The organism is Phytopseudomonas dryadis, assembly GCF_004327355.1.
GTDB classification, from domain to species: domain Bacteria; phylum Pseudomonadota; class Gammaproteobacteria; order Pseudomonadales; family Pseudomonadaceae; genus Aquipseudomonas; species Aquipseudomonas dryadis.
Map to the genome: position 1 here is coordinate 40856 of NZ_QJUM01000009.1, position 22362 is coordinate 63217.

Consider the following 22362-nt stretch of genomic DNA (forward strand, 5'->3'; position numbering starts at 1 on the left):
GCCCGTCCGTTCACGGCTTCAAGGGGCGAGCGGAACGATGCGGCCGTCGACGAAATGGGTGAAGACGTAGTCGTCCGGGCCCAGGGCGTCGTGCTTGGTCGGGGTGAAGGGCTGGGTGTAGTCCTTGATCAGCCCCTGGTAGCGGTCGATCGCATAGAAGCCATCGCGCACCTTGCTGCCCTGGGTGTCGCCGGCCTTCTCGATGGCGGCGGCGGCCAGGTGCATGGCGTCGTAGGCGTTGGCGATTCCCACTGCCGGGGTCACGTCGGCCAGGCCCTTGATCTCCGGGAAGCGCTGCTTGAGGGCAGCCAGCACGCTGTCGCCCTTGGCGCTGTTGTGCTCGGTGAACACGTAGGTCTGGATGAAGTGCACGCGGCTGGCGTTGGGGCCGGCCAGTTCGCTGAAGCGGCCACCTGCCGGGCCCCAGTGGGAAACCACCGGCACCTCCCAGCCCATGCGATCGAGGGACTTGACCACCTGGGCCGAGGGGCCGACGTTGCCGACCATCAGCAGGGTGTCGGTGCCGGCATTCTTCAGGCGGGTGAGCTGCGGCACCACGTCGAGGTCACTGTCTTCGATGCGCTCGATGCCGGCGTAGTCCATGCCACGTTTGGCCAGGGCATCCTTGAAGCCGATTTCATTGGATTCGCCCCAGGGATTGTTGATCAGGATCATCCCGGGCTTCTTCATGCCCTTCTTGATGCCGTGCTCGACCAGCGCTTCGTCGACCAGCTCGTCCACCGCCGACACGCGGAATACGTAATTGTCCTTGGCGCCGTTCTCGGTGATCTTGGTGCCAGCGGCCCAGATGCCCATGAACGGCACCTTCAACTGATTGGCCAATGGCACGATGGCCAGGGAAACCGGTGTATCGAGGCCACCGAACAGCACGCTGACTTTTTCCCGCTGCGCCAGTTCGCGGGCGGCCAGCATGCCTTTGGCCGGGTTGCTTTCATCGTCACGACGGATCAGCTGCACCGGACGACCGAGGATGCCGCCCTTGGTATTGATCTCGTCGATGGCCACGGTGAGCCCGCGGGTCAGGGCCTCGCCGGACTTCGCCGACTGCCCGGACAGGGCGGCGACCAGGCCGACCTTGATCGGCTCTTCGGCGTGCGCCGCCGCGCTCAGTGCCATGCCGAGGCAGGCGACGACCGCCGCGCCTGGCAGCAGGCAGCGTAGTGGGGATAACAGGGTGCGCATGGTTGGTCTCCTGATTGCTAGCATTTGTAAGTAATTTGCTAGCAAGCCTGGTGCCATAACGTGCAGACTGCGGTTTGCGCGGTTTTTCCGGGCCGGTTGCATGAAACGTGCACGAATAGCGTGCATGCCGCACCACATGCAGGCACGGTGAGTGCCTTCAGACGATCAACGAATGGGAGAACAGGGTATGAACGAGATGAACAAGGCGGTCCGGATTGTTAGCGATTTTCTGGCAGCGTCAATGGCGCCTGATCCCGTCAAGGCCGCCACGTACATGAGTGACGAGGTGCGCATCACCTTCACCGGTGGCCGCCACATGCCCACGCCACAGGACATCACCGCATTCAACGGCGCGCGCTACGCCTGGGTGAAAAAGGCCCTCGGTCAGTTCGACTGGACCGAGCGCGACGACCACACCGTCGTCTATTCCAATGGCACGCTGTATGGCGAATGGCCGGACGGCCGCAGTTTTTCCGGTAACCGCTATCTGGATCGCTTCGAAGTGCGCGGCGGCAAGATCACCCGCATGGACGTCTGGAACGACAGTGCCGAATGGCTGCTGAGTCCGGACATCGCCAAGGCCTGAGAAGAGGGACGCCGCACACGATTGCCGGTACGACGTGGAAGGATACGTGCGAGGAGCATGATCGCCGCCCTTGAAGCTGTGCCTGAGCGGCTGCCCAGGGACGGTCGACTTGAGCGGGTGCAAAGGTTTGCCTGGCCTGGGTGGCGTCTTCTCGCTAATGCGAGGAGACGTACATCGATGGCGTGGACGGCGCAGGCAATGCGTACGTCGCCTTCATCCATTCGATCTCCGCATGGGGCGTTCGGCCAAATAAGCGTTTGAACTCGCGGCTGAATTGCGAGGCGCTTTCGTAGCCTACATTGAACGCCGCCGTCGAAGCGCTCATGGCATTGCGCAGCATCAGTAATCGCGCCTGATGCAAGCGCGTCGACTTCAGGTATTGCATCGGCGAGGAGTTCGTCACGCTGCGAAAGTGCAGGTGAAAGCTGGGCACGCTCATGCTGGCTTCCTGTGCCAGGGACTCGACGTCCAGGCGCTCCTGGTAGCAACCGTGGATCTTGCGGATCGCGCGGGTGATCTTGCCGAAGTGACCCTGGTGAGCGAGCGCGGCGCGCATCGAGCCACCCTGTTCGCCGGTCAGGATGCGGTAGTAGATTTCCCGAACCAGCGACGGCCCGAGTATGTGCGCGTCGACCGGATTGCTCATCGCCTCAAGAAAACGCAGCGTCGAGGCGCCCAGCAAATCGTCCATTGGCGAGGCATACATGCCCTTGGGCCGGGCATCACTTGGCCCGAAAGCTTCATCCACTTGCAGCATCAACTCGCTGGCCAGCTGCAAGTCCAGGCGCATGTAGACCGCCAGCATGGGCTCAGCCTCGCTGGCATCGGTCTCCATGGTGAAAGGAACGGGGACGGACACCACCAGGTAGTGCTGGGCGTCATAAACGTAGACGTCATCCCCGAGATAGCCGCGCTTGCGCCCCTGGCACAGGATCACGATACCGGGATCATACAAAACCGGCGTACGGGTCAGTGGCCGGTTCGAGCGCAAAAAACGGATGTCCTCCAGGGCGCTGGGATTGTAGCCCTCGGCTGGCGCGAGCTTTTCCATCAGGCGCACCATGCGCGAGGTGTGTGAAGCGGCCTGAGTCATTGACGTCCCCTGCTTGCCGCTCAACCATCGGTCGAACGGCTCAGTGCTTCCCATTGATCGATCTCACTGGCTGCACGACTCAGTTTGTCACGCACCAGGCTCAGTGCATCGCTGCCCAGGAGCAAGTGTGCAGGCGGCGTAGGGCTGGCAATGACCTGCAACATCGCTTGCGCTGCCTTTTGCGGGTTGCCGAGCTGTTTGCCGCTCTTTTCTTCACGCGCTTTGCGCACCGGATCGAAGCTGGCGTCATAGTCGGCAATACTGCGTGGCGTGCGCTGCATCGAACGACCGGCCCAGTCGGTGCGAAACGAACCGGGCGCCACTGCCGTCACGAAGATGTTGAAAGGTTGCAGCTCTTTGCTCAGCGTATCGGAGATACCTTCGAGAGCAAACTTGCTGCCACAGTAGTAGGCGATACCCGGCATCGTGATGGTGCCGCCCATGGAGGTGATATTGAGGATGTGCCCGGCACGACGCTTGCGGAAATAAGGCAGAAAAGCCTTGATCACCGCCACCGCGCCGAACACATTGACGTCGAACTGGCGACGCATATCCTCCAGTGGCGACTCCTCGAGGATGCCCTCATGGCCATAGCCGGCGTTGTTGACCAGCACATCGACGGGGTCGTGGGTTGCCTCGATGGCAGCAACCACACCGTCGATACGGGCGAAGTCAGTGACATCCAGGATCACCCCATGGGCATGCTCCACCGAGAGTGCCTGAAAGGCCTGCAAGGCCGCTTCGTTACGCACGGTACCTATGACGCGATGGCCCGCAGCGAGCGCTTCCTGCACCAGGGCATTGCCGAAGCCGCTGCTCACCCCCGTGATGAATAGGGTTTTTCTGCTGTTCATGGTGGCCCCCAGGTAAGTGGAGATGAGTCGCCATGGTAGCTATCGAAAACCCGGGTACCCATGCCGGTTCGTCTTCGAGCATTGCCTATTCCTATCACAGCCAATTGGGGTTGCGGACCCTGGCAAGGCGTGTTGGGCAGAGGCTTAGGCTTGATCAGCGGTACGGATGCTCGGTCTTGCCAGGCACCTTGTACGGGAGGCTGCGCTTGCCATGTTTGTCGAGGATCGCTCGGTCGTGTGTGTGCGACATGGTATCCAGGGGGAGAATTGGCGAATAATGCCGTCACTGGCTTCGCGCCGCCCACGACAGGAATCCATCGTCCCCATGAGCGCCTCCATTGTGCCCCTCGTTCTCTCCATCCAGTCTCACGTCGCCCTTGGCCATGTAGGCAACGACGCCGCCGTGTTCCCGCTGCAGCGCCTGGGTTTCGAGGTGCTGCCGGTGCACACGGTGCAGTTCTCCAACCATACCGGCTATGGCCAGTTTCGCGGCCTGGTGTTCGGTGCCGAGCATATCCGCGATGTGCTCACCGGCCTGCGCGAGCGCGCCGCACTGTCGCGCGTGACGGCGGTGCTCTCGGGGTATCTGGGCGATGCCGGCACCGGTGGCGTGATCCTCGAAGCGGTCGATGAGATCCGCCGCGACAATCCAGCCGTGCGCTACCTCTGCGACCCGGTGATGGGCGACGTCGGCCGTGGCGTTTTCGTCAATCCGGCCATTCCCGACTTCCTGCGCAACCTGGCGATTCCCTGCGCCAACATCATCACGCCCAACCAGTTCGAATTCGAGCTGCTCACCGGCGCCAAGCTCGACAGTGTCGACGAGGCCGTGCGCACGGCGCGGCAACTGCGTGGCCGTGGCCCGGACGTGGTGGTCATCACCAGCCTGGCCACCCCGGACATTCCCGGCGACCAGCTCGGCACCCTGGCGGTCGATGGCCAGGGCGCCTGGCTGGTGAGCACGCCGCGCCTGACGCTGCATCCCTTGCCCAATGGCATGGGCGACGTGTTCTCGGCCACGTTGCTCGCGCGCCTGCTCGGCGGCCTGGCGCTGCCCCAGGCCCTGGAACTGGCCACCGCCACGCTCTATGCGCTGGTCGCGGCGACAGCCGAGGGCTCTCGCGACCTGCCGCTGGTGGCGGCGCAGGAACAGATCGTCGCACCGCAGAAACGTTATACGGCGAGCGCGCTGGCGCTATAGGCCGCGACCGACCGAGGGGGAGAAGATTCATGCGCATCAACGGATGGTTGCTCGGCCTGCTGCTGGCCGCCTCGCGAGCCGTCGCCTGCGAGGTCGACACCGCGGCGGCCTTTCGCGACGCCACCCATGGCAATTACGTGATCCCGGTGCGTGTCGCGCCGGGCGAACGTTGCGTGATCCTCGACCAGGCCAGCGAGCAGGGCTGGCAGGTACGGCGCACCTTATGGTTGCCGGTGGAGAAGCTCGGTATGCTCAGCGCCGACCGCTACGGCCATTTCAGCCGCGAGTACCAGGTCGACGGCGAGAGGGCGCGCATCGACCGTTACGTCTACCAGGCCGGCGCCACGCCGGGAGAGGAGGACGTGATCTTCGCCTCGTTTCCGGATGGCCGGGAGCGACGTGCGGTGGCTTACCGCATCACGGTCAGGTGAGGCGCTAGCCACCCTGTGCATCCGAGCACTATGCCGCGCTCGGGCATGCCTTCGCTCAGTGGCACTGGTAGGGGCTTTCGCTTTTCAGCTCTTCACCACTCTCGAGGTCCGTGATGGTGACGACGGCGCTCGGGTGAGCCGCGCACATGGCGTTGCGCATGCCGTATATCCCGCTGCCCTGGGCGACCATCCGCATGTTCTGGGTCAGCGGCTTGCCATCGGCACTGTGCAGCGAAAGGGCATAGGTACCGGAGAGGGTCATGCAGCCCGCCAGGCCGGCGGCGAGAAGGGGCAGCAGGAGTAGATAGCGTTTCATCGTGTTCGTCCTTGAGGGTTGGTAGACAGTCGCGAAATGCGTTGGCCGATGGCTATTGCCGGCGTAGATAATGGTAAAGATCGCGTGCCTTCGACACCGCGAACCAGGCCAGGATGGCGAGGAGCACCAGTGTGATGGCGAAACCTGTCAGCTCGATGCCGGACGCGAATTCCACATACATGGCCAGCAGGATGAGCAGGCTCATGTAGCTGGTTTTGCGCCACCCGAAAAAGCTCAGTGTCATCGGGATCAGGGAAAGCAGCGCTACGTGCAGGGCGACCGTGGTGATTATCTTCAGGAGCAGGTCGGTCTGCAGGCCATCCGATAGCGCCTGTGACATGGCGATCGCGGCTTCATGCAGACGCAATTGCACCACGCTGACGAATACTGCGTTGATAGCCAGCAGCATGGCTGGCGAGCGTACCGAGATCGTTCTCATGTGCAACGGTGCGTATCGGCTCGGTTCATGGGCGAGGTTGCCAGGCCTGCATATGATCCAGCAGGCGACCGCTTCGCAGGAAAAAGGCGGCGATACTTGCATGCCCATCGCCGCCTCGGGGAGAGGCTCGCAGGTTTACTGCGCTTGTGCCAGGCTGGATTGGCGAACCTCTTTCATGCCTGTCGCTTCATCCACCATTTCGATGCCGGCACCGCCTACGAGTACGCCCATCTTGATGTATTGCCGGGCGAAGTAGTTCTTCCCGCCCACGGCCTGGAAGGTCACGCTATTGTCGCCGAACTCGGATTCGGTCGAAATGACGTGCTGGCCTGGTGCGACTTCCTGGTAGAAGTACACCTTGTTGGCGGTTTCGCCAACGACCTTGCCATTCAGCGATACGGTTTTCTTCAGCGCCTTGCCGGCAAAGCTGTTGCGATAGATATAGAGGCCGGCCTTGTCCGCTGCGGGGGCCGAGAACTGTTTCAGTTCGGCGTCCTGCTCGGCCGAGCCCATGGGTACAGAGGCGCATCCGCCCAAAACCAGCGACGAGATAAGTGCGGCGCCAAGCATGAGTTGTTTAAACACGGTGACTGTCCTTGTTCTGTCAAGTAGCAAGAAGTGCCGCTCCCGGGGATACGCGTGGTTCGCATCCCTGGCGGAGACGACAGGTTTCGCGTAGTGGCTGTGTGCCAATACACGGAGCGCAATGATCGTGAAAAATCGCGGAGCCTGCCGAGAAGGGGTTCGCAGATGGGACATCGCCCCGCAGAAACCGCGATCATGGGCGCCTGCGCAGTATCGTCTGGTCGGCGTTTCGGTTGAGGCCAGCAGCCAGGGTTCTGGCCAGTGGCCGCATCGTGCCAGGTGCGCCGCCGATTCGCCGGGTTAGCGCGCTCGCTCGGTGCGGATATCGACGAGCTTGCCGTCTATGAAGCGCAGGTGCCGGTAGGCGCCGTTATGGGGGCCGTAGACCCAGTGCTGCACTTCGGCGGCATTGAAACGGGGAACGCCATTCGGGCGTAACGCCGGTGGATTGATCCGGCGCTGTTCGGGATCGCCACATTTTTCCTGAACCTGTTCCAGCGTATCGTCGAGGGTGACCAGCGCGGTGCCGCAGCGCATCGACGCCAGGCTCGGGGTGCTGATCAGAAGCAGCAGAAGCATTGGCCATAGAGCATTTCTGGTGACTGTCATTGCCGGCCTCGCCATAGGTTCGTGCCCATGGCTTGGACACCTGCCCACCGGCAGCGTTCGCGCAGCAGGCAGGCCGGCCGCGTGCTGGCCGACGACGGATTCGCTCTTCGTGGGAGGCGCCTCAGCGGCGATCGAGGTCCAAAGAGGCCTCGCGCCTGAAGCGGATCGCCGCCCGGTCCCTCGCGCAGGCATCGGCACGCGCTTACGGCTCAGCGCCAGCTCAGAATCGGCCAGCCCTCCCGTTCGGCATGTTCGCGCAGCACCGGATCGGGGTTGACCGCGCGGGGGTTGTCGACCCGTTGCAGCAGCGGCAGGTCGTTGCGCGAATCGGAGTAGAAGTAGGCGCCCTCCAGGCTCTCGCCGTGCTCTTCGAGCCAGCTGTGCAGGCGCGCGACCTTGCCTTCACGGTAGGTGAGCACGCCCCGGGTCCTGCCGCTGTAATGGCCGTGTTCTTCGTGCAGGTCGATGGCCAGCACATCCTCGACCTTGAGCCGCGCGGCGATGGCGCTGACCAGGAAGTGGGCCGAGGCGGAGATGATCAGGATGCGATCGCCGGCGGCCCGGTGGGTGGCCAGGCAGCGGGTGGCATCGCTGAACAGCACCGGTTCGATGACGTCCTCCACATAGGGCTCGACGACGAAGGCCACTTCCTCGGCGGTGCGTCCCACCAGGGGCGAGAGGCTGAAGGTCATGTAGTCCTCCATGGCCAGCTTGCCTTCGGCGTAGAGCGCCATCAGTTCGCTGTCCCGGCGCAGGAAGGCGTCGCCGTCGACCCAGCCGAGCTTGGCCATTTCCGCGCTCCACAGGCTGGAGCAGTCGCCGTCGATCAGGGTTTCGTCGAGGTCGAAGATCGCCAGGGCCATCAGGCCACCTCCCGCACGGCGCTCGCCGCGATATCCAATGAGATCGGGTGGCCGTCGACGTGCAGGTCGTCGGCGCTGCGGTTGAGCACGTCGACCAGCAGTTCCACGCCTTCGGCTTCGACCCGGTAGCGGATGATATTACCGAGCAGGCTGTGACTGCGAATCCGCGCCGTGATGTTGCCCTGGCCGAGCACGATGGCTTCCGGGCGGATGGCCACCTGGCCGCCGACCGGGTAGCCGAGCAGGCGGCTGGCGGTGTCGGCGTCGAGCAGGTTGTAGTTGCCGATGAAGCCGGCGGCGAAGGCGTCGACCGGCGCGGTGTAGAGGGTTTCCGCGTCGCCGCTCTGGACGATCTGGCCGGCATTCATCAGGAAGATGCGGTCGCTCATGACCAGCGCTTCTTCCTGATCGTGGGTGACGAACAGGGTGGTCAGGCCGAGTTCCTGCTGGATGCCGCGGATCTGTTCGCGCAGGTGCCGGCGGATGCGCGCATCCAGGGCCGACAGCGGCTCGTCGAGCAGCAGCAGGCGCGGGCGGGTGACCAGCGAGCGGGCCAGGGCCACGCGCTGGCACTGGCCGCCGGAGAGCTGGTGCGGGTAGCGGCTGGCGTAGTCGCCGAGTTCGACCATGGCCAGGGCGTCCTGCACACGCTGGGCCGCTTCGTCCTTGTCGATCTTCTGCATGCGCAGGCCGAAGGCGACGTTCTGCGCCGCGGTCATGTTGGGGAACAGGGCGTAGCTCTGGAACACCATGCCGATGCCGCGCTTCTGCGGCGGCAGCGGCACCAGGTCTTCACCGCCGAGCAGTATCCTGCCGCCGTTGACCTCGGTGAGGCCGGCGATGCAGCGCAGCAGGGTGGACTTGCCGCAGCCGGAAGGGCCGAGCAGGGTGATGAATTCGCCCTGTTCGATCTCGGCGTCGATGTCGCTGAAGATCGCGGTGGTGCCGTAGCGTTTGTGCAGGTTCTGGATGCTCAGGAAGCTCATGCCTTGTCCCTGTTCAGTCGATTGGCCGCCCAGGTGAACACCAGGACGAAGAAGAAGTAGGAGATCACCAGGGCGCTGTTGAAGTGGCCGCTGCTGTTCTTCATGTTGTTGAGGTAGACCTGCAGGGTTTCATAGCGGGTGCCGACCAGCAGGTTGGCGAAGACGAACTCGCCGAACAGAAAGCTGAAGGAGAGGAACAGCGACACCATCAGGCCCTTGCGCAGGTTGGGCAGGATCACCAGGAAGGCGGCTTTCCAGGTGCTGGCGCCGAGCAGGTGGGCGGCATCCATCAGGTCGCGCAGGTTGATCGCCTGCAGGTTGTTGGTGATGGCCCGGTACATGAACGGCAGGGCGATGGTGAAGTAGCAGCCGATCAGGATCCATGGCGTGCCGACCATGGCCAGGGGGCCGGAGCCGTACAACTGCAACAGGCCCACGGCGGAGACCACCGGCGGCACGGCGAACGGCAGCAGGATCAGCACGTTCATCACCGCGTCGAGCCGGGGGAAGTGGTAATGCACGACGAACAGCAGCGGCAGGATCAGCAGCACCGACAGCGCCAGGGCGCCGAAGCAGACCAGCAGCGACTGGCCGAAGGCGGCGAGAAAGCGCGGCTCGCTCCACAGCGCCAGGTACCACTTGAAGGTCAGGCCGTCCGGCAGGATGGTCGCCGACCAACTGGTGGCCAGGGAGTAGAGCAGGGTGCCGGCCAGCGGCAGCAGCAGGATCAGGAACAGCAGCCAGACCACCGCGCGGTGGTAGAGGCTGGCGGCTGGGGCGTCAGCGCGAGACATGGTAGCTCCTCCTCAGCAGCAACTGATGGACGAGGGTGATCGCCGCCATCAGACCGACCAGGATCATCGCCAGGGCGCTGGCCATGTTCGGGTCGAGGGAGATATCCCCGGAGATCATCGCCGCGATACGGATCGGCAGCACGTTGAAGTTGCCGGTGGTCAGGTAGTAGACGGTGGCGTAGGCGCCCAGGGCATTGGCCAGCAGGATGACGAAGGTGCCGAGCAGCGCCGGGGTCAGCACCGGCAGGCCGATATGCCGCCAGAAGTCCCAGGTGTTGGCCCCCAGCAGCGCCGCCGACTCGCGCCAGTCCTGACGCAGGGCGTCGAAGGCCGGGTACAGCAGGAGTACGCCGAGGGGAATCTGGAAGTAGGTGTAGAGCACGATCAGGCCATTCTTCGAGTACAGGTTGAAGCTCTCGATCAGTCCGGCCTGGATCAGCAACAGGGTCAGTGCGCCGTTGAAGCCGAGCAGGATGATGAAGGCGAAGGCCAGCGGCACGCCGGCGAAGTTGCTGGTCATGTTGGAAAAGGCGATGACGAAGTCGCGCAGCTTCGAGTCCACCTGGCGCAGCGAGTAGCTGCCGAGAATGGCGATGAGCATGCCGAACAGGCTCGACCAGAAGGCGATCTGCAGGCTGTGCTTGACCGCCTGCATATAGAATTTCGAGGAAAAGGCCCGTTCGAAATTGCCCAGGCCCCAGCCTTGCGGCGTGTTCAGGCTGTTGAGCGCCACCCATACCAGCGGGGCTATCTGGAAGGCGATGAAGAACACCGCGAAGGGCAGCAGGCACAGCAGCGCCAGCCATTTGCCCCGCGGTTTGCGGGTGGTACTCATTGCAACAACTCCCGGCACGAAGGTTTGTCATGGGCCACGCCGAGCAGCTCGCAGATCGTGCCGCACAGCTCCAGCTGCTTCGGTGTCGCTGTCTCATCGAGGCTGAAGGCATCGCCCAGCACGAACAGCGGCACCTCGCGCTCCTCGGCCAGCAGGCCGTTGTGCGAGCGGTCGTCGTTCATGCCATGATCGGCGGTTACCAGCACCTGGTAGCCGGCATCCAGCCAGCCCTGCAGGTAGTCGGCGAGGAGGATGTCGGCAGCCCGCGCCGCATTGCGGTACTGGCTGCTGTTCAGGCCGTGCTTGTGGCCGGCGTCGTCGATGTTCATCGGATGCACCAGCAGGAAATCCGGCGCGTGCCTGAGGCGCAGGCTCTCGGCATCGGCGAACAGGTGCGAGTCCGGGTAGTGGTCGGCATAGTAGAAGTGCCCATGCTGGATCGGCAGGTCGGCATCGTGCGTATGCCGGTCGCGTGCGGCGACGAAGGGCGCGCGGTTGTACAGCTCGCTCATCCAGTGATAGGCGGCGGCCGCGGTGCTCAGCCCGGCGGCGCGGGCATAGTGGAACACGCTGCGCTGATGGCTCAGGCGCACCACGTTGTTGTGCACGATGCCGCTGTCGATCGGCGTCACGCCGGTGAGGATGCATTCGTAGAGCGGCCTGGACAGCGAAGGCAGCTCGCATTCGAGCTTGTACAGGGCGGCGCGCCCTGCGGCGCACCAGGCCTGCAGATGGCCGAGTGCATGCCGGGCGACCTCGTAATTGAGGCCGTCGAGAACGACGAGGATGACCTTGGACGGCATGGGTGATCCTGGGTTGAGAGGGTATTGGGGTAGGGTGGATCGGAGCGCGTAGCTGACGCTTGCCTACGCGGCCCGATCCGTCCACCACTTTGCGATCGCAATGGTGGATGAAAAGAGCGTCATCCACCCTACGGAGGCAGCCTCGTGAATCACTCCATGTTGATGATCACGTTTTCCTGCCACAGCTGCGGCAGGGTTTTCGAGGTCGCTTCCCAGGCGGCGGCATCCTCGATCGGCTTGACCTTGGCGTACTGCTCGTTGGGCAGCAGCTTGGCCTGCACCTCGGCCGGCAGGGTCAGGTGCTCGGCGCGGATCGGCCGGGCGTTGCCCTTGGCCAGGTTGATCTGCCCGGCGTCGCTGAGGATGTACTCGCGCGCGAGCTTGGCGGCGTTGGGGTGCTTGGCGTACTTGTTGATGATGGTGGTGTAGCCGGAGATCACCGAACCGTCGGAAGGGATCAGCACGTCGAAGCGATTCGGGTCGATCTGGTCGCGGTAGCTGAGGCCGTTGAAGTCCCAGACGATGCCCACTTCCACTTCGCCTTTCTCCAGGGTCTGGATGGTCGGGTTGGCCAGCGACAGGCGCCCTTGTTCGGCGATTTCGGCGAAGTAGTCCAGGCCCGGCTGGATGTTCTTCTCGTCGCCACCGTTGGCGATGGCCGCAGCCAGTACACCGTTGACCGCCTGGGCGGCGGCGCTGACGTCACCGATGGCCACGCGGTATTTGCCGGTCTTCAGGTCGGCCCAGCTTGTCGGCGCGTCCTTGACCAGCTGCTTGTTGACGATGAAGGCGATGGAGCCGGTGTAGGCGAGCATCCAGTGGCCGTCGGCATCCTTGGCCCACTCGGGAATCTGATCCCAGGTGCTCGGCTTGTACGGCTGGGTCACGCCCTGCTGCACGGCGATGGGGCCGAAGGCGGCACCGACATCGCCGATATCGGCGCTGGCGTTGTCCTTCTCGGCGGCGAACTTGGCGATTTCCTGGGCCGAGCTCATGTCGGTGTCCATGTGCTTGAGGCCGTACTTGTCGCTCAGGTCTTTCCAGGTGTCCTTCCAGTTGGCCCAACTGTCCGGCATGCCGACGCTGTTGACGGCGCCTTCTTTGCGCGCGGCCTGTTCCAGTGCAGTTATATCCGTCTCGGCGGCCATGGCCTGGGAGGCCAGGGCGATGGCGCTGCCCATCAGCGATGCCAGTAGCAGTTGTTTCATCGGAAACTCCTTTGCGTTGAGGGTTGGTCTAGATCAGCAAGACCCAAGCCAATGTAGGCGCTGCGAATGACAGTTTTATGTCGAGGGCGTGGCGATGGACATCCAGGCTTGTCACCGGCAGGCCGCCAATCAAGCGTAGACCAGGATAAGCCTCTGAATTGGCGGCATTACTGCTGGCATGAGGCGTGCTTGAAGCGAGCTTGTCATCTGCCGGTCATCCAGCTCGCCTAGGCTTGCCCGTGAGGATTCCGGTCAGCCGATGACTGCCTCATGCCCCGAGATGGGGCTGGTCTAGTCCAAGAGGAGTCAGCGTGATGCGCAATGAAGCGCCGCGAGCCGTTACCACCATTTGTCGTGCGCTGCAGGAGCAGATCGAACACGGCCTGCTGCCGGCCGGCGGCAAGCTGCCCGCCGAGCGCCGCCTCAGCGAGCTGTTCGATACCACGCGCATCACCCTGCGCGAGGCCCTGGGGCAGTTGGAGGCCCAGGGCCTGGTGTACCGCGAGGAACGCCGCGGCTGGTTCGTGTCGCCGGCGCGGGTGGCGTACAACCCGCTGGTGCGGACCCACTTTCATGCCATGGTCGCCGAGCAGGGGCGGGTGCCGGCCACCGAAGTGCTCAGCGCCAGGCTGATGCCGGCCCATGCGCACATCTGCCAGCTGCTGGGCCTGTCGGGATTGTCCAGCGTGTACCAGATCCGCCGCGCGCGGCGCATCGACGGGCGCCTGGTGCTGTATGTCGAGCATTACCTGAATCCCGAGTACTTTCCCGGCATCCTGGATTTCGACCTGACGCGTTCGCTGACCGAGCTGTATGCCAGCGAATATGGCGTGCATTACGGCCGGGTGCGCTTCGACATGCTGCCCACCGCGCTGCACAGCGAGGCGGCCGCGGCCCTGAAGGTGGCCACTGGCAGCCCGGCGTTGCGCATCACCCGGGTCAACCGCGACCAGCGCGGCCGCCTGATCGACTGCGACCTGGAGCTCTGGCGCCACGATGCCATCCACGTCAGCGTCGAGGTGCCGGACGATTAGGGGCAGTGGCAAGCCACAAGCCACAAGCCACAAGCTGCAAGCGCGAGTGCTGGTTGTGCCTGGATAGGCGGCATCACTCGCGGCTTTCGCCGAGCAGCGGCGGCATCGGGCAGTCCAGGGTGTCGGCCACGGCGCGCATCAGCTCGGCCTCTTCGGCGCTGATGCGGCCGTCGTGTTCGATGCAGCGGGCCATGGCCTTGAGCAACTGTGGCTTCTGCAGCGGGCGCATCTGGTTGAGACGGTTCAGCGCCTGGTTCAGCTGGGTCACACCGGGCCGGGCCTGCTCGGCGAAAACCCGCGGGGTGAAGGGCAGGGTGCTCCAGGCCGCCTCGAAGGCCTGGGCGGCGGCTTCCTCGGAGGTGTTGCCGGCGCGTGCCAGGGCCACCAGCAGCAGCGTGCTTTCCGTGCCCAGGGCGGCCAGCGGCAGGCGGCCCTGCGGCATGCGCTGCATGCCGAGGTTGCGCTCGACGATACGCAGCAGGGCCCATTCGATCAGGTCGAGCTGGCCCGTGCCGACCAGCAGGGTGCCGATGTTCTGCTTGAGGGTGACGAAGTCCTGGGGCGGCAGTTGCTTGAGTGCCGGAATGGCTATTTCCAGCAGCGGCAGGCGGCGACCTGCGGGCAGGCGTTCCAGCGCCGCAGCCAGTTCCAGCAGCTTGTCGGACAGCAGTGGCGCCAGGTTCGCCTGCATCCAGGCCATGCGTTGCTGGCGGGTGGCCGGGTCGCGACCGAGCAGCAGGCCGTAGAGGATGGCCAGGGCGCCATGGGGCTCGTGGGCGGCCTGGCGCAGGCTGTCGTCGATCTGCGCCAGGCTTTCGCGGGCTTCGCTCAGGTGCTGCGGCTGCGGGTCGCCGATGCTGGCGATGGCGGCGCTGGCCGCACCGGCGCTGAAGCCGGAAACCGCCTCCTGTGCGGCGCTGGCGGGCGCATGGTCCGGCGTCGGCCGCTCGAAGACCTCGCCGCCCATGACCACGCCATCCCAGCTGGGGTCGATGCGGCGAATGCGTTCCTCCAGCGGCGGGTGAGTGGCCATCATGCGGCTCAGGGCCATGCCCTGGCCGAAGTACATGTGGCTGTACTCGGCGGCGTGGCTGGCTTCGATATGGGAACCGCGGAGACCGCCGAGCTTTTTCAGGGCGCCGGCGATGCCCTGGGGGTTGCGGGTGAACTGCACGGCCGAGGCATCGGCGAGGAATTCGCGCTGGCGGCTGACCGCGGCCTTGATCAGGTTGCCGAAGAAGGTGCCGGCGTAACCGATGATCAGCAGCGCCAGTCCCAGCACCATGATCAGGGCGATGCCGCTGCCGCGGCTCTTGTCGCCGGAACGGCCGCTGCGCGGCACGTGGCGGGCGTGGCCGCCGCCACGCAGGAGCATCTCGCCGATCAGGCCCAGCAGCAGGATGCCGTGCAGCACGGCCACCAGGCGGGTATTGAGGCGCATGTCGCCATGCAGGATATGGCTGAACTCGTGGGCGATGACACCCTGCAGTTCATCGCGGTTGAGCTTTTCGATGGCGCCGCGGGTCACGCCGATCACCGCATTCTCGGGGCGCAGCCCGGCGGCGAAGGCATTGATCGACGATTCTTCCAGCAGGTACACGGGGGGAACCGGGGTGCCCGCGGCCAGGGCCATTTCCTCCACCACGTTGAGCACGCGCTGCTCGTGCCGGCCACGGGGTTCGAGGTTGATCAGGCGTCCGCCGAGACGCTCGGCGACCACCTTGCCGCCGGCGCTCAGTTGCTGAGCCTTGAACAGCCAGCCTAGTATCACCACGCCGCCGACCGCCAGCGCGACCGAGCCGAGCAGTTCGCCGCTGAGCGCGTCGAAGCGGTAGTTGCCGCCCTGGTAGACCTGCCAGGCAATGGCGATGACCAGGGTGGTGGTGCCGATCAGCGTGGCCACGGCCAGCAGTAGCAGTATGACCAGGCGGGTGCTGTTGCGCCGCGCCCGATCCTGTTGCTCGAAGAAGTCCATCGATCTACCCGCGGTTTAGAACGACACCTTGGGCGCTTCCTGGATCGCCGCGCTGTCGGCGAACTCCAGCAGGGCGGCGTCGCTGCCGTGGCCGAAGGCACCGGCCAGCAGCACGGGCGGGAAGCTCTGGCGATAGGTGTTGTAGGCGGTGGCGGCATCGTTGTACGCCTGGCGGGCGAAGGCGACCTTGTTCTCGGTGCTGCTCAGTTCCTCGCTGAGTTGCTGCATGTTCTGCGACGCCTTGAGGTCGGGATAGGCCTCGACGGTGACGTTGAGCCGGCCCATGGCGTTCTTCAGCACGTTCTCGGCGCTGGCCAGCAGGTTCATGCTCTGCGCGTCGCCGGGGTGCGCCGAGGCCTGCCTGAGGCTCTCGACCGCACCGTTGCGCGCGGCGACCACCGCTTCCAGGGTGTCGCGCTCGTGGCTCAGATAGGCCTTGGCGGTTTCCACCAGATTGGGGATCAGGTCGTAGCGGCGCTTGAGCTGCACCTCGATCTGCGCGAAGCCGTTCTGGTAGCGGTTGCGCAGGTTGACCAGACGATTGTAGATGCTGATCACATAGAAAACGGCGACAACCAGGACGGCAATGATGATGAGGGTGGAGATATCCATGACGTGTCCCTATCCGATGGAAAAGTTGGCGGCCATGGTAGCGGAAAGTCCGCCAGCATGTGAGTGCGGGCCGGTGCGGATGTGCACGGGTTCCGTTTCGGCGCGTGCTCCGGGCGGCGCTGGCAACCACTGCAGGTGAGGCAGCGCCAGCCGCGTTACCGGCTGTCCTGGTCGTGGCTGGGCGGGTTGCTGGCCGTCATCTGGATGCTCAGGCGGGGTGTCGCCAGGCTCAGGCCCGACGCGTCCAGCTGCCGTTTCAGCGCCAGGTTGAAGGCGCGGGAAACTTCCCATTGCCTGATCGGCGCGGTCTTGAAGCGGGCGCGGAGAATGGCGTTGCCCGACTCGAAGCTCTCCACGCCCTGGATTTCCAGGGGCGACCAGATATTGCGCCGCAGCAAGGCATCGCTGCGCAGGTCCTGGGCGACTTCGCGCAGCAGCTTGATGGCGTTGTCGATGCCCATGTCGTGGGGCACGGCGACGCGGAAGATGGCATAGCCGAATTCGCGCGAGTAGTTCTTGATGCTCTTGATCTCGCTGAACGGGATGGTGTGCACGATGCCATCGATGTCGCGCAGGCGCACCGTGCGGATGGTCAGGCCTTCGACGGTGCCCAGGTGACCGCCGACGTCGACGTAATCGCCGATGGCCAGGGAGTCCTCGATGATGATGAACAGGCCGGTGATCAGGTCGGCCACCAGTGACTGGGCGCCGAAACCGATGGCCAGGCCGATGACGCCGGCGCCGGCCAGCAGCGGGGTGACGTTCATGCCCATGTTGGCCAGGGCGACGATCAGGGCGACGATGAAGATGCAGACGAACAGGACGTTGCGGATCAGCGGCATCATGGTTTGCGCACGGGTGTTGGTCTGCCCCTTGCGCGAGCGGCTCAGGGCATGCTGCACGGCGCTGTCGCTGAGAATCCACACCAGCCAGCCACAGGCCAGGGTGGCGCCGAGGCCGACCAGCTTGAGGCTGATCTCATGGCCGTCGCCTTCGGCGAAGCGGATCAGCGAAAGGCCCCATACCCGCAGCCCCAGCTCGATGAACAGCAGCCAGATGGCGAGCTGCAGCAAGGCATGGAAGAAGCTCTGGAAACGCTCGAAGTAATGGGCGTGGCGCCGATGCCTGAGGCGACGCTTGAACAGCCGGCGGCGAATCAGGCCGTTGACCACCATGCAGGTCACCAGCAGCACGGTGCAGACCAGCGCCTGGCGCAGCGCGGTGCTGGTGTCGCCGGCGGAGACGAAGGTCGCGGCCAGGGAAATCGCCACCAGCGCCAGGGCGGGCAGGTACCAGAAGCTGCCGAGCAGCTCCACGGTTTCGCTGATGCCGCGTTGCTTGAGGCGGCGTGCCAGCGGCTGGTTGCGCATCAGGTGGGCGATGGGGCGACGGAAGCGCAGGATGAACAGGCCGGTCGACAAGGCGGCCAGCACGTTGGCCAGGGTCGCGGTGGTGTGCGCCAGGTTGGCGCCGAGGCTGGCGACCAGGCGTGGATCGCTCAGCGCCTCGCCGAAGGCGGCGAAACTGCCGATCAGCCACAGCGGGCGGAAGGCGCGGCGGCGCAGTATATGCAGCGCGGTACGCCGGTGCGGGCCGTCGAGCAGGGAAAAGGCGATCACGCAGATGGCCGAGAAACAGGTGCCCACCACCAGCGCATAGGCCAGCACCATGGCCAGATCCCGGCCCAGGGAGAGCGGCAGCACGTAGCTCAGGTAACCGGTGATCAGCAGGGCGGCGAGCCACGGCCCGAGCTTGCGCAGGGCGAAGCGCAGCAGGTCGGTTGGCCGTGGGTTCTGCGGCAGTTCCTCGGCCAGGCCGAAGCGCATGCGCACTTGATGGCCGAGGGCGCGCAGGGCGATGGCCAGCAGGCTCCACACGGCCAGGATCAGGGCGAAGTTGCTGACCAGCGCCAGGCGCTCGCCGGGCGCGGGCATCAGCGCTATCAGTTCGTCCTGGCTGCGGGCCAGCTCCAACTGCCAGCGAATCAGCGGGCTGTGCTCGCCGGAGAACTGTTGCTCGATGCTGGTCAGGGTGTTGCCGATCAGGCCCAGCACGCCGTCGTGGCTTTGCGCTTGTGCCTGTTGCGCGCTGTCGCGCAGGGTCTTCAGGTCGTTGAGCAACTGCGCGCGCTGCTGGTCGTTCTCCAGCGACTTGATCACCTCATCCAGGGAGCGATCCAGCGGCTGGTCGGCCGGCGCCTGCTGGCTTGCGCTGCTGCTGCCGCTGCCGAACAGGCCCGACAGGCCGGCGGCCTGCGCGGTGAAACCCGGCAACGCCGTCAGCACTAGCAGCAACAGGCAGGGCAGCAGGGCTCTTGAGCGGATCACGCGGGCGAAATCTCCATCATGCTGCGGGGCCGGGCTGACTGGCGCCGATCCGCGCTCAGGCGTAGTTCTGCGGACTCAGTGAGCGCTCGATCAGCTCGATGAGGATATGGATCACCTTGATGTGCAACTCCTGGGTGCGATCGGCGTAGGCGCCGCCCGGTGCGCAGATGCACACGTCGGCCAGGCTCTCCAGCAACGAGCCGGGCTTGCCGGTCAGGGCGATCACCTTGACCCCCAGCGCCTTGGCCGCCTCGGCGGCCTTGACCACGTTGGCGCTCTTGCCGCTGGTACTGATGGCCAGCAGCACGTCGCCGGCGCGGCCGTGGGATTCGACGTAGCGCGAGAAGATATGCTCGTAGCCGAAGTCGTTGGCCACGCAGCTGATATGGCTGGCGTCGCTGATCGATACCGCGGCGATGCCCGGCCGATTGTTGCGGTAGCGTCCGGTCAGTTCCTCGGCGAAGTGCATGGCGTCGCACATGGAGCCGCCGTTGCCGCAGGAAAAGGCCTTGCCCCTGGCTTCGAAACTGGCCACCAGCAGGCTGGCGGCCCGTTCGATATTGGCCAGGGTCTGCTCGTTGGCGAGGAAGGCATCCAGTGCGCTGCGGGCCTCGATCAGGCTGTTGCGGATATGTTCGATCATGCTGGCCTCAGGGCAGGTCATGGCTGTTGTAGAAGGCGCCGAGCACCTTCACCAGGTGGGCCAGGTCATTGGCGCCGGCCAGTTCGCGAATGGAGTGCATGGCGAAGGTCGGCAGGCCGATGTCCACGGTACGCACACCCAGCTGGCTGGCGGTGATGGGGCCGATGGTCGAGCCACAGCCCATGTCGCTGCGGGTGACGAAGCTCTGCACCGGCACTTCGTTTTCCAGGCACAGGTGGCGGAAGAACCCGGCGGTTTCGCTGTTGGTGGCGTAGCGCTGGTTGCTGTTGATCTTGATCACCGGGCCGGCGTTGAGCTTGGGGCCGTGGTTGCCGTCGTGCTTGCTTTCGTAGTTCGGGTGCACGCCGTGGGCATTGTCGGCCGACACCAGCAGCGAGCGCTGGATGGCGCGCACGAAGCCGTCGCCGTCCGGCAGTACGCGGCGCAGCACCTGCTCCAGCATCGGGCCGTCGGCGCCACAGGCCGAGCAGGAACCCACTTCCTCGTGGTCGGTGCACACCAGCACGCAGGTTTCCTCGTCGTCGGCGTCGAGCAGGGCCTGCAGCCCGGCGTAGCAGGACAGCAGGTTGTCCAGGCGCGCACCGGCGATGAAATCCTGGTTGAGGCCGACCACCGCGGCGCTCTGGGTGTCGTAGAAGCTCAGCTCGTAATCCAGCACGGCATCGGCATTGAAGTCGTGCTCCATGGCCAGCTGTTCGCTGAGCAGGGCGCGGAAGTCGGCGCTTTCGCTGCCGGCGAGCTGGGCCAGGATCGGCGGCAGTTCGTTCTGCGCATTGATCGCCCAGCCCTGGTTGGCCTCGCGGTTGAGGTGGATGGCCAGGCTGGGGATGACGGCGATGGGCTGGTAGAAGTCGATCAGGTCACTTTCCACCTTGCCGTCGCGGCGGTAGGTCACGCGGCCGGCCAGGGACAGGTCGCGGTCGAACCAGGGCGCCAGCAGGGCGCCGCCGTAGACTTCCACGCCGAGCTGGAAGAAGCCCTGGCGCTGCAGTTCCGGGTTCGGCTTGACGCGCAGGCAGGGGCTGTCGGTATGCGCACCGACCAGGCGGATGCCGCCCTCCAGTACCGGGCGCGTGCCCAGCTTGAAGGCGATGATCGAGGAATCGTTGCGGGTCACGTAGTAGCGGCCGCCGGCTTCGGTCTGCCAGGGCGTGCGTTCGTCGAGGTGACGATAGCCGGCCGCCTCCAGGCGCATGGCCAGGCTGGCGGTGGCGTGAAAGGGGGTGGGCGAGGCGTTGAGGAAGTCGATCAGGCCTTGGTTCAGTTCTTCGCGCATGGGGCACTCCGGGCGGCAATGCGCCGAGTTTATCGGATTTGCCAGGACGGCGGTTGCCTGTGCGCCGTGCAACTCAGGCGCCGATGCTCACCAGGCTGAGCAGATGGTCGTCGAACGCGCAGTGCATGCCGCTGAGTTCGCTGCCCGCCGGCCAGTCCGCGCTCAGGTCGAGCAGCAGGCGCAGGCGGGCGTTGCCCTGCTCGTCGAGCTCGAGCAGTTCGGCATCCTGGAAATAGAAGCGCGTGAGCACCAGCGGGTAAAGCGCCTTGAACAGGCTTTCCTTGAGCGAGAAAGTCAGGCTGATGCGCCAGGCCCGTTGTTCCGGCTCGAGCCGGGCCATGCGCCGCAGTTCGTCAGGGGTGAGAATTTCCGCGGCCAGGCGCTCGGCCCGTTCGGGCGGCAGCGGCCGTTCGACGTCCAGGCCGAGGCCGCGCCACTGCTGCCGCGGCGCGACGATGGCCGCCGCCCAGCTGTGGCCGTGGGTGATCGAACCGCAGGCCTGCGCGGGCCATTGCGGGGCGCGATCCTCGCCCACGGCCGGCACGCTGGCAGTACCGGTGACCCGGCGCAGCGCTTCACGGGCACAGAGCCGGCCGGCGAGGTGTTCGGCCTGGCGCTTGGCCACACCGCGCACGGCGGGGATGGCGGCGCGGCTGAAATCATCGGCCTGCAGCAGGTTCGCATCGAAGCGCGTGCTGATCAGCTGCGCCCCGGCAACGGCCCGGGGCAGGGGCCAATGGTCGCTCAGCGGGCTGCAGCAGGTGGGCAGGTAGGTCGGGTTCATGGCCGGCATTCTGCCGTGGCAGGCGCAACGCCGCCAGTCGGATCGTGCTTCCGCTTCTCGTTCAGCCGAGGTTCAGCACGGGTTCAGGTCGGGTTCAGTGGCGCTTCGGCAAGATCGCTCTCGAGTTTTTCCTTCACCCACTGCCATTCGAGGGCATCACATGAAACCGACTCTGACCAAGCTGGCTCTGGCCACTTCCCTGCTGTTCGGCGCGGCCACCGCCGCCCATGCCGACAACAACTTCGCCGGCCTCACCTGGGGCCAGACCAGCAACAACATCCAGAAGTCTTCGGCGCTGAACGCCAACCTGGGCAACCCGAACTTCGACAGCGTCATCAACAACACCAGTACCTGGGGCATACGTGCCGGCCAGCAGAACGATGCCGGCCGTTACTACGCGACCTACGAGTACATCTCCGGCAGCAACAACGGCTACAAGCTGCGTCAGCAGAACCTGCTCGGCAGCTACGATGCCTTCCTGCCGCTGAACGAGAACGGCACCAAGCTGTTCGGTGGCGGCACCCTGGGTCTGGTCAAGCTTGAGCAGAACAGCCCGGGCGTCTCGCGTGACACCAATGTCGGGTATGCTGCCGGTCTGCAGGCTGGCCTGCTGCAGGACGTCAACGAGAATGCCTCCGTCGAAGGCGGCTATCGTTACCTGCGCACCAACGCCAGCACCGAGTTCGCCCCGCACGATCAGGGCAAGGTCGGCTCCCTCGACCTGCATAGCAGCGGTCAGTGGTACCTGGGTGCCAACTACAAATTTTAATGGGTGGTTGAGGCGCTGCAGACAGGTCGATCGCGCCATGGCGTTATGCTGATTCGATGAAAAGCGCTGGAGGCTGGAAAGCTGAACGAGACACCGCGGTGTGGCGTCGCGCGCG

24 protein-coding genes are annotated in these 22362 nt (G+C 65.0%); 5 read left to right on the plus strand and 19 right to left on the minus strand.

Annotation, left to right across the window (positions count from 1 at the left end):
• Nucleotides 1–18 precede the first annotated feature (18 nt).
• The gene (locus DNK34_RS09370) at nucleotides 19–1203 is read right to left on the minus strand and encodes an ABC transporter substrate-binding protein (protein ID WP_131173845.1); all 1185 of its coding nucleotides are present in this window, start codon (nucleotides 1201–1203) and stop codon (nucleotides 19–21) included.
• Nucleotides 1204–1390: 187 nt separating this feature from the next.
• On the opposite strand from DNK34_RS09370, the gene DNK34_RS09375 reads away from it, so the two are divergent.
• Nucleotides 1391–1789, plus strand: coding sequence for a nuclear transport factor 2 family protein (locus DNK34_RS09375; protein ID WP_131173844.1), 399 nt, complete (start codon nucleotides 1391–1393; stop codon nucleotides 1787–1789).
• Between the two features lie 154 nt (nucleotides 1790–1943).
• On the opposite strand, the gene DNK34_RS09380 is transcribed toward DNK34_RS09375, so the two are convergent.
• Complete coding sequence (locus DNK34_RS09380; RefSeq protein ID WP_131173843.1) at nucleotides 1944–2882, minus strand: AraC family transcriptional regulator; 939 nt, start codon at nucleotides 2880–2882, stop codon at nucleotides 1944–1946.
• Nucleotides 2883–2902: 20 nt separating this feature from the next.
• Nucleotides 2903–3736 carry an oxidoreductase gene (locus DNK34_RS09385; protein ID WP_131173842.1) on the minus strand — a complete coding sequence of 278 codons (834 nt, stop codon included), beginning with the start codon at nucleotides 3734–3736 and terminating at the stop codon, nucleotides 2903–2905.
• A gap of 325 nt (nucleotides 3737–4061) precedes the next feature.
• Between DNK34_RS09385 and pdxY the strand changes: the two genes are divergently transcribed.
• Complete coding sequence (gene pdxY, locus DNK34_RS09390; RefSeq protein WP_131173841.1) at nucleotides 4062–4937, plus strand: pyridoxal kinase PdxY; 876 nt, start codon at nucleotides 4062–4064, stop codon at nucleotides 4935–4937.
• Nucleotides 4938–4966: 29 nt separating this feature from the next.
• Entirely contained in the window at nucleotides 4967–5368 is a 402-nt protein-coding gene (locus tag DNK34_RS09395; protein ID WP_131173840.1) for a hypothetical protein, read from the plus strand.
• Between the two features lie 55 nt (nucleotides 5369–5423).
• Here DNK34_RS09395 and DNK34_RS09400 read toward each other — a convergent pair whose 3' ends face one another.
• The 10 genes from DNK34_RS09400 to DNK34_RS09445 form a co-directional block, all read right to left on the minus strand.
• On the minus strand, nucleotides 5424–5684 hold the full coding sequence (locus tag DNK34_RS09400; protein ID WP_131173839.1) for a hypothetical protein: 261 nt from the start codon (nucleotides 5682–5684) through the stop codon (nucleotides 5424–5426).
• A 52-nt stretch (nucleotides 5685–5736) separates the two neighbouring features.
• The gene (locus DNK34_RS09405) at nucleotides 5737–6231 is read right to left on the minus strand and encodes a hypothetical protein (protein ID WP_131173838.1); all 495 of its coding nucleotides are present in this window, start codon (nucleotides 6229–6231) and stop codon (nucleotides 5737–5739) included.
• 27 nt (nucleotides 6232–6258) lie between these two features.
• Nucleotides 6259–6708 carry a DUF2846 domain-containing protein gene (locus DNK34_RS09410; RefSeq protein ID WP_207390775.1) on the minus strand — a complete coding sequence of 150 codons (450 nt, stop codon included), beginning with the start codon at nucleotides 6706–6708 and terminating at the stop codon, nucleotides 6259–6261.
• A 300-nt stretch (nucleotides 6709–7008) separates the two neighbouring features.
• Nucleotides 7009–7287, minus strand: coding sequence for a DUF2845 domain-containing protein (locus DNK34_RS09415; protein ID WP_131173837.1), 279 nt, complete (start codon nucleotides 7285–7287; stop codon nucleotides 7009–7011).
• 239 nt (nucleotides 7288–7526) lie between these two features.
• Nucleotides 7527–8180, minus strand: a complete 654-nt coding sequence (locus tag DNK34_RS09420) for an HAD family hydrolase (protein ID WP_131173836.1) — start codon at nucleotides 8178–8180, stop codon at nucleotides 7527–7529.
• Nucleotides 8180–9166, minus strand: coding sequence for an ABC transporter ATP-binding protein (locus DNK34_RS09425; RefSeq protein ID WP_131173835.1), 987 nt, complete (start codon nucleotides 9164–9166; stop codon nucleotides 8180–8182). Before DNK34_RS09425 ends, DNK34_RS09420 begins: the two co-directional genes overlap by 1 nt.
• On the minus strand, nucleotides 9163–9960 hold the full coding sequence (locus DNK34_RS09430; protein ID WP_131173834.1) for an ABC transporter permease: 798 nt from the start codon (nucleotides 9958–9960) through the stop codon (nucleotides 9163–9165). Before DNK34_RS09430 ends, DNK34_RS09425 begins: the two co-directional genes overlap by 4 nt.
• On the minus strand, nucleotides 9947–10795 hold the full coding sequence (locus DNK34_RS09435) for an ABC transporter permease (RefSeq protein WP_131173833.1): 849 nt from the start codon (nucleotides 10793–10795) through the stop codon (nucleotides 9947–9949). The genes DNK34_RS09430 and DNK34_RS09435 overlap by 14 nt, the downstream gene beginning before the upstream one ends.
• The gene (locus tag DNK34_RS09440) at nucleotides 10792–11598 is read right to left on the minus strand and encodes an alkaline phosphatase family protein (protein ID WP_131173832.1); all 807 of its coding nucleotides are present in this window, start codon (nucleotides 11596–11598) and stop codon (nucleotides 10792–10794) included. Before DNK34_RS09440 ends, DNK34_RS09435 begins: the two co-directional genes overlap by 4 nt.
• Nucleotides 11599–11747: 149 nt before the next feature.
• Nucleotides 11748–12806, minus strand: coding sequence for an ABC transporter substrate-binding protein (locus DNK34_RS09445; protein ID WP_131173831.1), 1059 nt, complete (start codon nucleotides 12804–12806; stop codon nucleotides 11748–11750).
• A 314-nt stretch (nucleotides 12807–13120) separates the two neighbouring features.
• Between DNK34_RS09445 and DNK34_RS09450 the strand changes: the two genes are divergently transcribed.
• A complete protein-coding gene (locus tag DNK34_RS09450; protein WP_131173830.1) occupies nucleotides 13121–13840 on the plus strand; it encodes a UTRA domain-containing protein in 720 nt (239 codons plus the stop codon).
• A 73-nt stretch (nucleotides 13841–13913) separates the two neighbouring features.
• Here the strand turns inward: DNK34_RS09450 and DNK34_RS09455 are convergent, their stop codons facing one another.
• The 6 genes from DNK34_RS09455 to DNK34_RS09480 form a co-directional block, all read right to left on the minus strand.
• Nucleotides 13914–15815 carry a M48 family metallopeptidase gene (locus DNK34_RS09455; protein WP_131173829.1) on the minus strand — a complete coding sequence of 634 codons (1902 nt, stop codon included), beginning with the start codon at nucleotides 15813–15815 and terminating at the stop codon, nucleotides 13914–13916.
• Nucleotides 15816–15830: 15 nt separating this feature from the next.
• Entirely contained in the window at nucleotides 15831–16427 is a 597-nt protein-coding gene (locus DNK34_RS09460) for a LemA family protein (protein ID WP_131173828.1), read from the minus strand.
• Nucleotides 16428–16582: 155 nt separating this feature from the next.
• Nucleotides 16583–18754, minus strand: a complete 2172-nt coding sequence (locus DNK34_RS09465; protein WP_131173827.1) for a mechanosensitive ion channel family protein — start codon at nucleotides 18752–18754, stop codon at nucleotides 16583–16585.
• A gap of 55 nt (nucleotides 18755–18809) precedes the next feature.
• The gene (gene lpcA, locus DNK34_RS09470; protein ID WP_131173826.1) at nucleotides 18810–19397 is read right to left on the minus strand and encodes a D-sedoheptulose 7-phosphate isomerase; all 588 of its coding nucleotides are present in this window, start codon (nucleotides 19395–19397) and stop codon (nucleotides 18810–18812) included.
• 7 nt (nucleotides 19398–19404) lie between these two features.
• Nucleotides 19405–20694 carry a M18 family aminopeptidase gene (locus tag DNK34_RS09475; RefSeq protein WP_131173825.1) on the minus strand — a complete coding sequence of 430 codons (1290 nt, stop codon included), beginning with the start codon at nucleotides 20692–20694 and terminating at the stop codon, nucleotides 19405–19407.
• A gap of 73 nt (nucleotides 20695–20767) precedes the next feature.
• Complete coding sequence (locus tag DNK34_RS09480) at nucleotides 20768–21478, minus strand: 4'-phosphopantetheinyl transferase family protein (RefSeq protein WP_131173824.1); 711 nt, start codon at nucleotides 21476–21478, stop codon at nucleotides 20768–20770.
• Nucleotides 21479–21638: 160 nt separating this feature from the next.
• Between DNK34_RS09480 and DNK34_RS09485 the strand changes: the two genes are divergently transcribed.
• Nucleotides 21639–22247 (plus strand): outer membrane protein, encoded by a 609-nt coding sequence (locus DNK34_RS09485; RefSeq protein ID WP_131173823.1) that lies wholly within the window; start codon nucleotides 21639–21641, stop codon nucleotides 22245–22247.
• Nucleotides 22248–22362: the final 115 nt, after the last annotated feature.

What these genes read in the sequence shown, in the direction of transcription:
- DNK34_RS09415 (WP_131173837.1), bottom strand. Translation starts at nt 7,287, where the DNA reads ATGCTTCTGCTGCTTCTGATCAGCACCCCGAGCCTGGCGTCGATGCGC.
- DNK34_RS09460 (WP_131173828.1), bottom strand. Translation starts at nt 16,427, where the DNA reads ATGGATATCTCCACCCTCATCATCATTGCCGTCCTGGTTGTCGCCGTT.
- DNK34_RS09420 (WP_131173836.1), bottom strand. Translation starts at nt 8,180, where the DNA reads ATGGCCCTGGCGATCTTCGACCTCGACGAAACCCTGATCGACGGCGAC.
- DNK34_RS09385 (WP_131173842.1), bottom strand. Translation starts at nt 3,736, where the DNA reads ATGAACAGCAGAAAAACCCTATTCATCACGGGGGTGAGCAGCGGCTTC.
- DNK34_RS09485 (WP_131173823.1), top strand. Translation starts at nt 21,639, where the DNA reads ATGAAACCGACTCTGACCAAGCTGGCTCTGGCCACTTCCCTGCTGTTC.
- DNK34_RS09405 (WP_131173838.1), bottom strand. Translation starts at nt 6,231, where the DNA reads ATGGGCATGCAAGTATCGCCGCCTTTTTCCTGCGAAGCGGTCGCCTGC.
- DNK34_RS09445 (WP_131173831.1), bottom strand. Translation starts at nt 12,806, where the DNA reads ATGAAACAACTGCTACTGGCATCGCTGATGGGCAGCGCCATCGCCCTG.
- DNK34_RS09430 (WP_131173834.1), bottom strand. Translation starts at nt 9,960, where the DNA reads ATGTCTCGCGCTGACGCCCCAGCCGCCAGCCTCTACCACCGCGCGGTG.
- pdxY (WP_131173841.1), top strand. Translation starts at nt 4,062, where the DNA reads ATGAGCGCCTCCATTGTGCCCCTCGTTCTCTCCATCCAGTCTCACGTC.
- DNK34_RS09375 (WP_131173844.1), top strand. Translation starts at nt 1,391, where the DNA reads ATGAACGAGATGAACAAGGCGGTCCGGATTGTTAGCGATTTTCTGGCA.
- DNK34_RS09395 (WP_131173840.1), top strand. Translation starts at nt 4,967, where the DNA reads ATGCGCATCAACGGATGGTTGCTCGGCCTGCTGCTGGCCGCCTCGCGA.
- DNK34_RS09380 (WP_131173843.1), bottom strand. Translation starts at nt 2,882, where the DNA reads ATGACTCAGGCCGCTTCACACACCTCGCGCATGGTGCGCCTGATGGAA.
- DNK34_RS09480 (WP_131173824.1), bottom strand. Translation starts at nt 21,478, where the DNA reads ATGAACCCGACCTACCTGCCCACCTGCTGCAGCCCGCTGAGCGACCAT.
- DNK34_RS09370 (WP_131173845.1), bottom strand. Translation starts at nt 1,203, where the DNA reads ATGCGCACCCTGTTATCCCCACTACGCTGCCTGCTGCCAGGCGCGGCG.
- DNK34_RS09455 (WP_131173829.1), bottom strand. Translation starts at nt 15,815, where the DNA reads ATGGACTTCTTCGAGCAACAGGATCGGGCGCGGCGCAACAGCACCCGC.
- DNK34_RS09475 (WP_131173825.1), bottom strand. Translation starts at nt 20,694, where the DNA reads ATGCGCGAAGAACTGAACCAAGGCCTGATCGACTTCCTCAACGCCTCG.
- DNK34_RS09425 (WP_131173835.1), bottom strand. Translation starts at nt 9,166, where the DNA reads ATGAGCTTCCTGAGCATCCAGAACCTGCACAAACGCTACGGCACCACC.
- DNK34_RS09440 (WP_131173832.1), bottom strand. Translation starts at nt 11,598, where the DNA reads ATGCCGTCCAAGGTCATCCTCGTCGTTCTCGACGGCCTCAATTACGAG.
- lpcA (WP_131173826.1), bottom strand. Translation starts at nt 19,397, where the DNA reads ATGATCGAACATATCCGCAACAGCCTGATCGAGGCCCGCAGCGCACTG.
- DNK34_RS09400 (WP_131173839.1), bottom strand. Translation starts at nt 5,684, where the DNA reads ATGAAACGCTATCTACTCCTGCTGCCCCTTCTCGCCGCCGGCCTGGCG.
- DNK34_RS09450 (WP_131173830.1), top strand. Translation starts at nt 13,121, where the DNA reads ATGCGCAATGAAGCGCCGCGAGCCGTTACCACCATTTGTCGTGCGCTG.
- DNK34_RS09435 (WP_131173833.1), bottom strand. Translation starts at nt 10,795, where the DNA reads ATGAGTACCACCCGCAAACCGCGGGGCAAATGGCTGGCGCTGCTGTGC.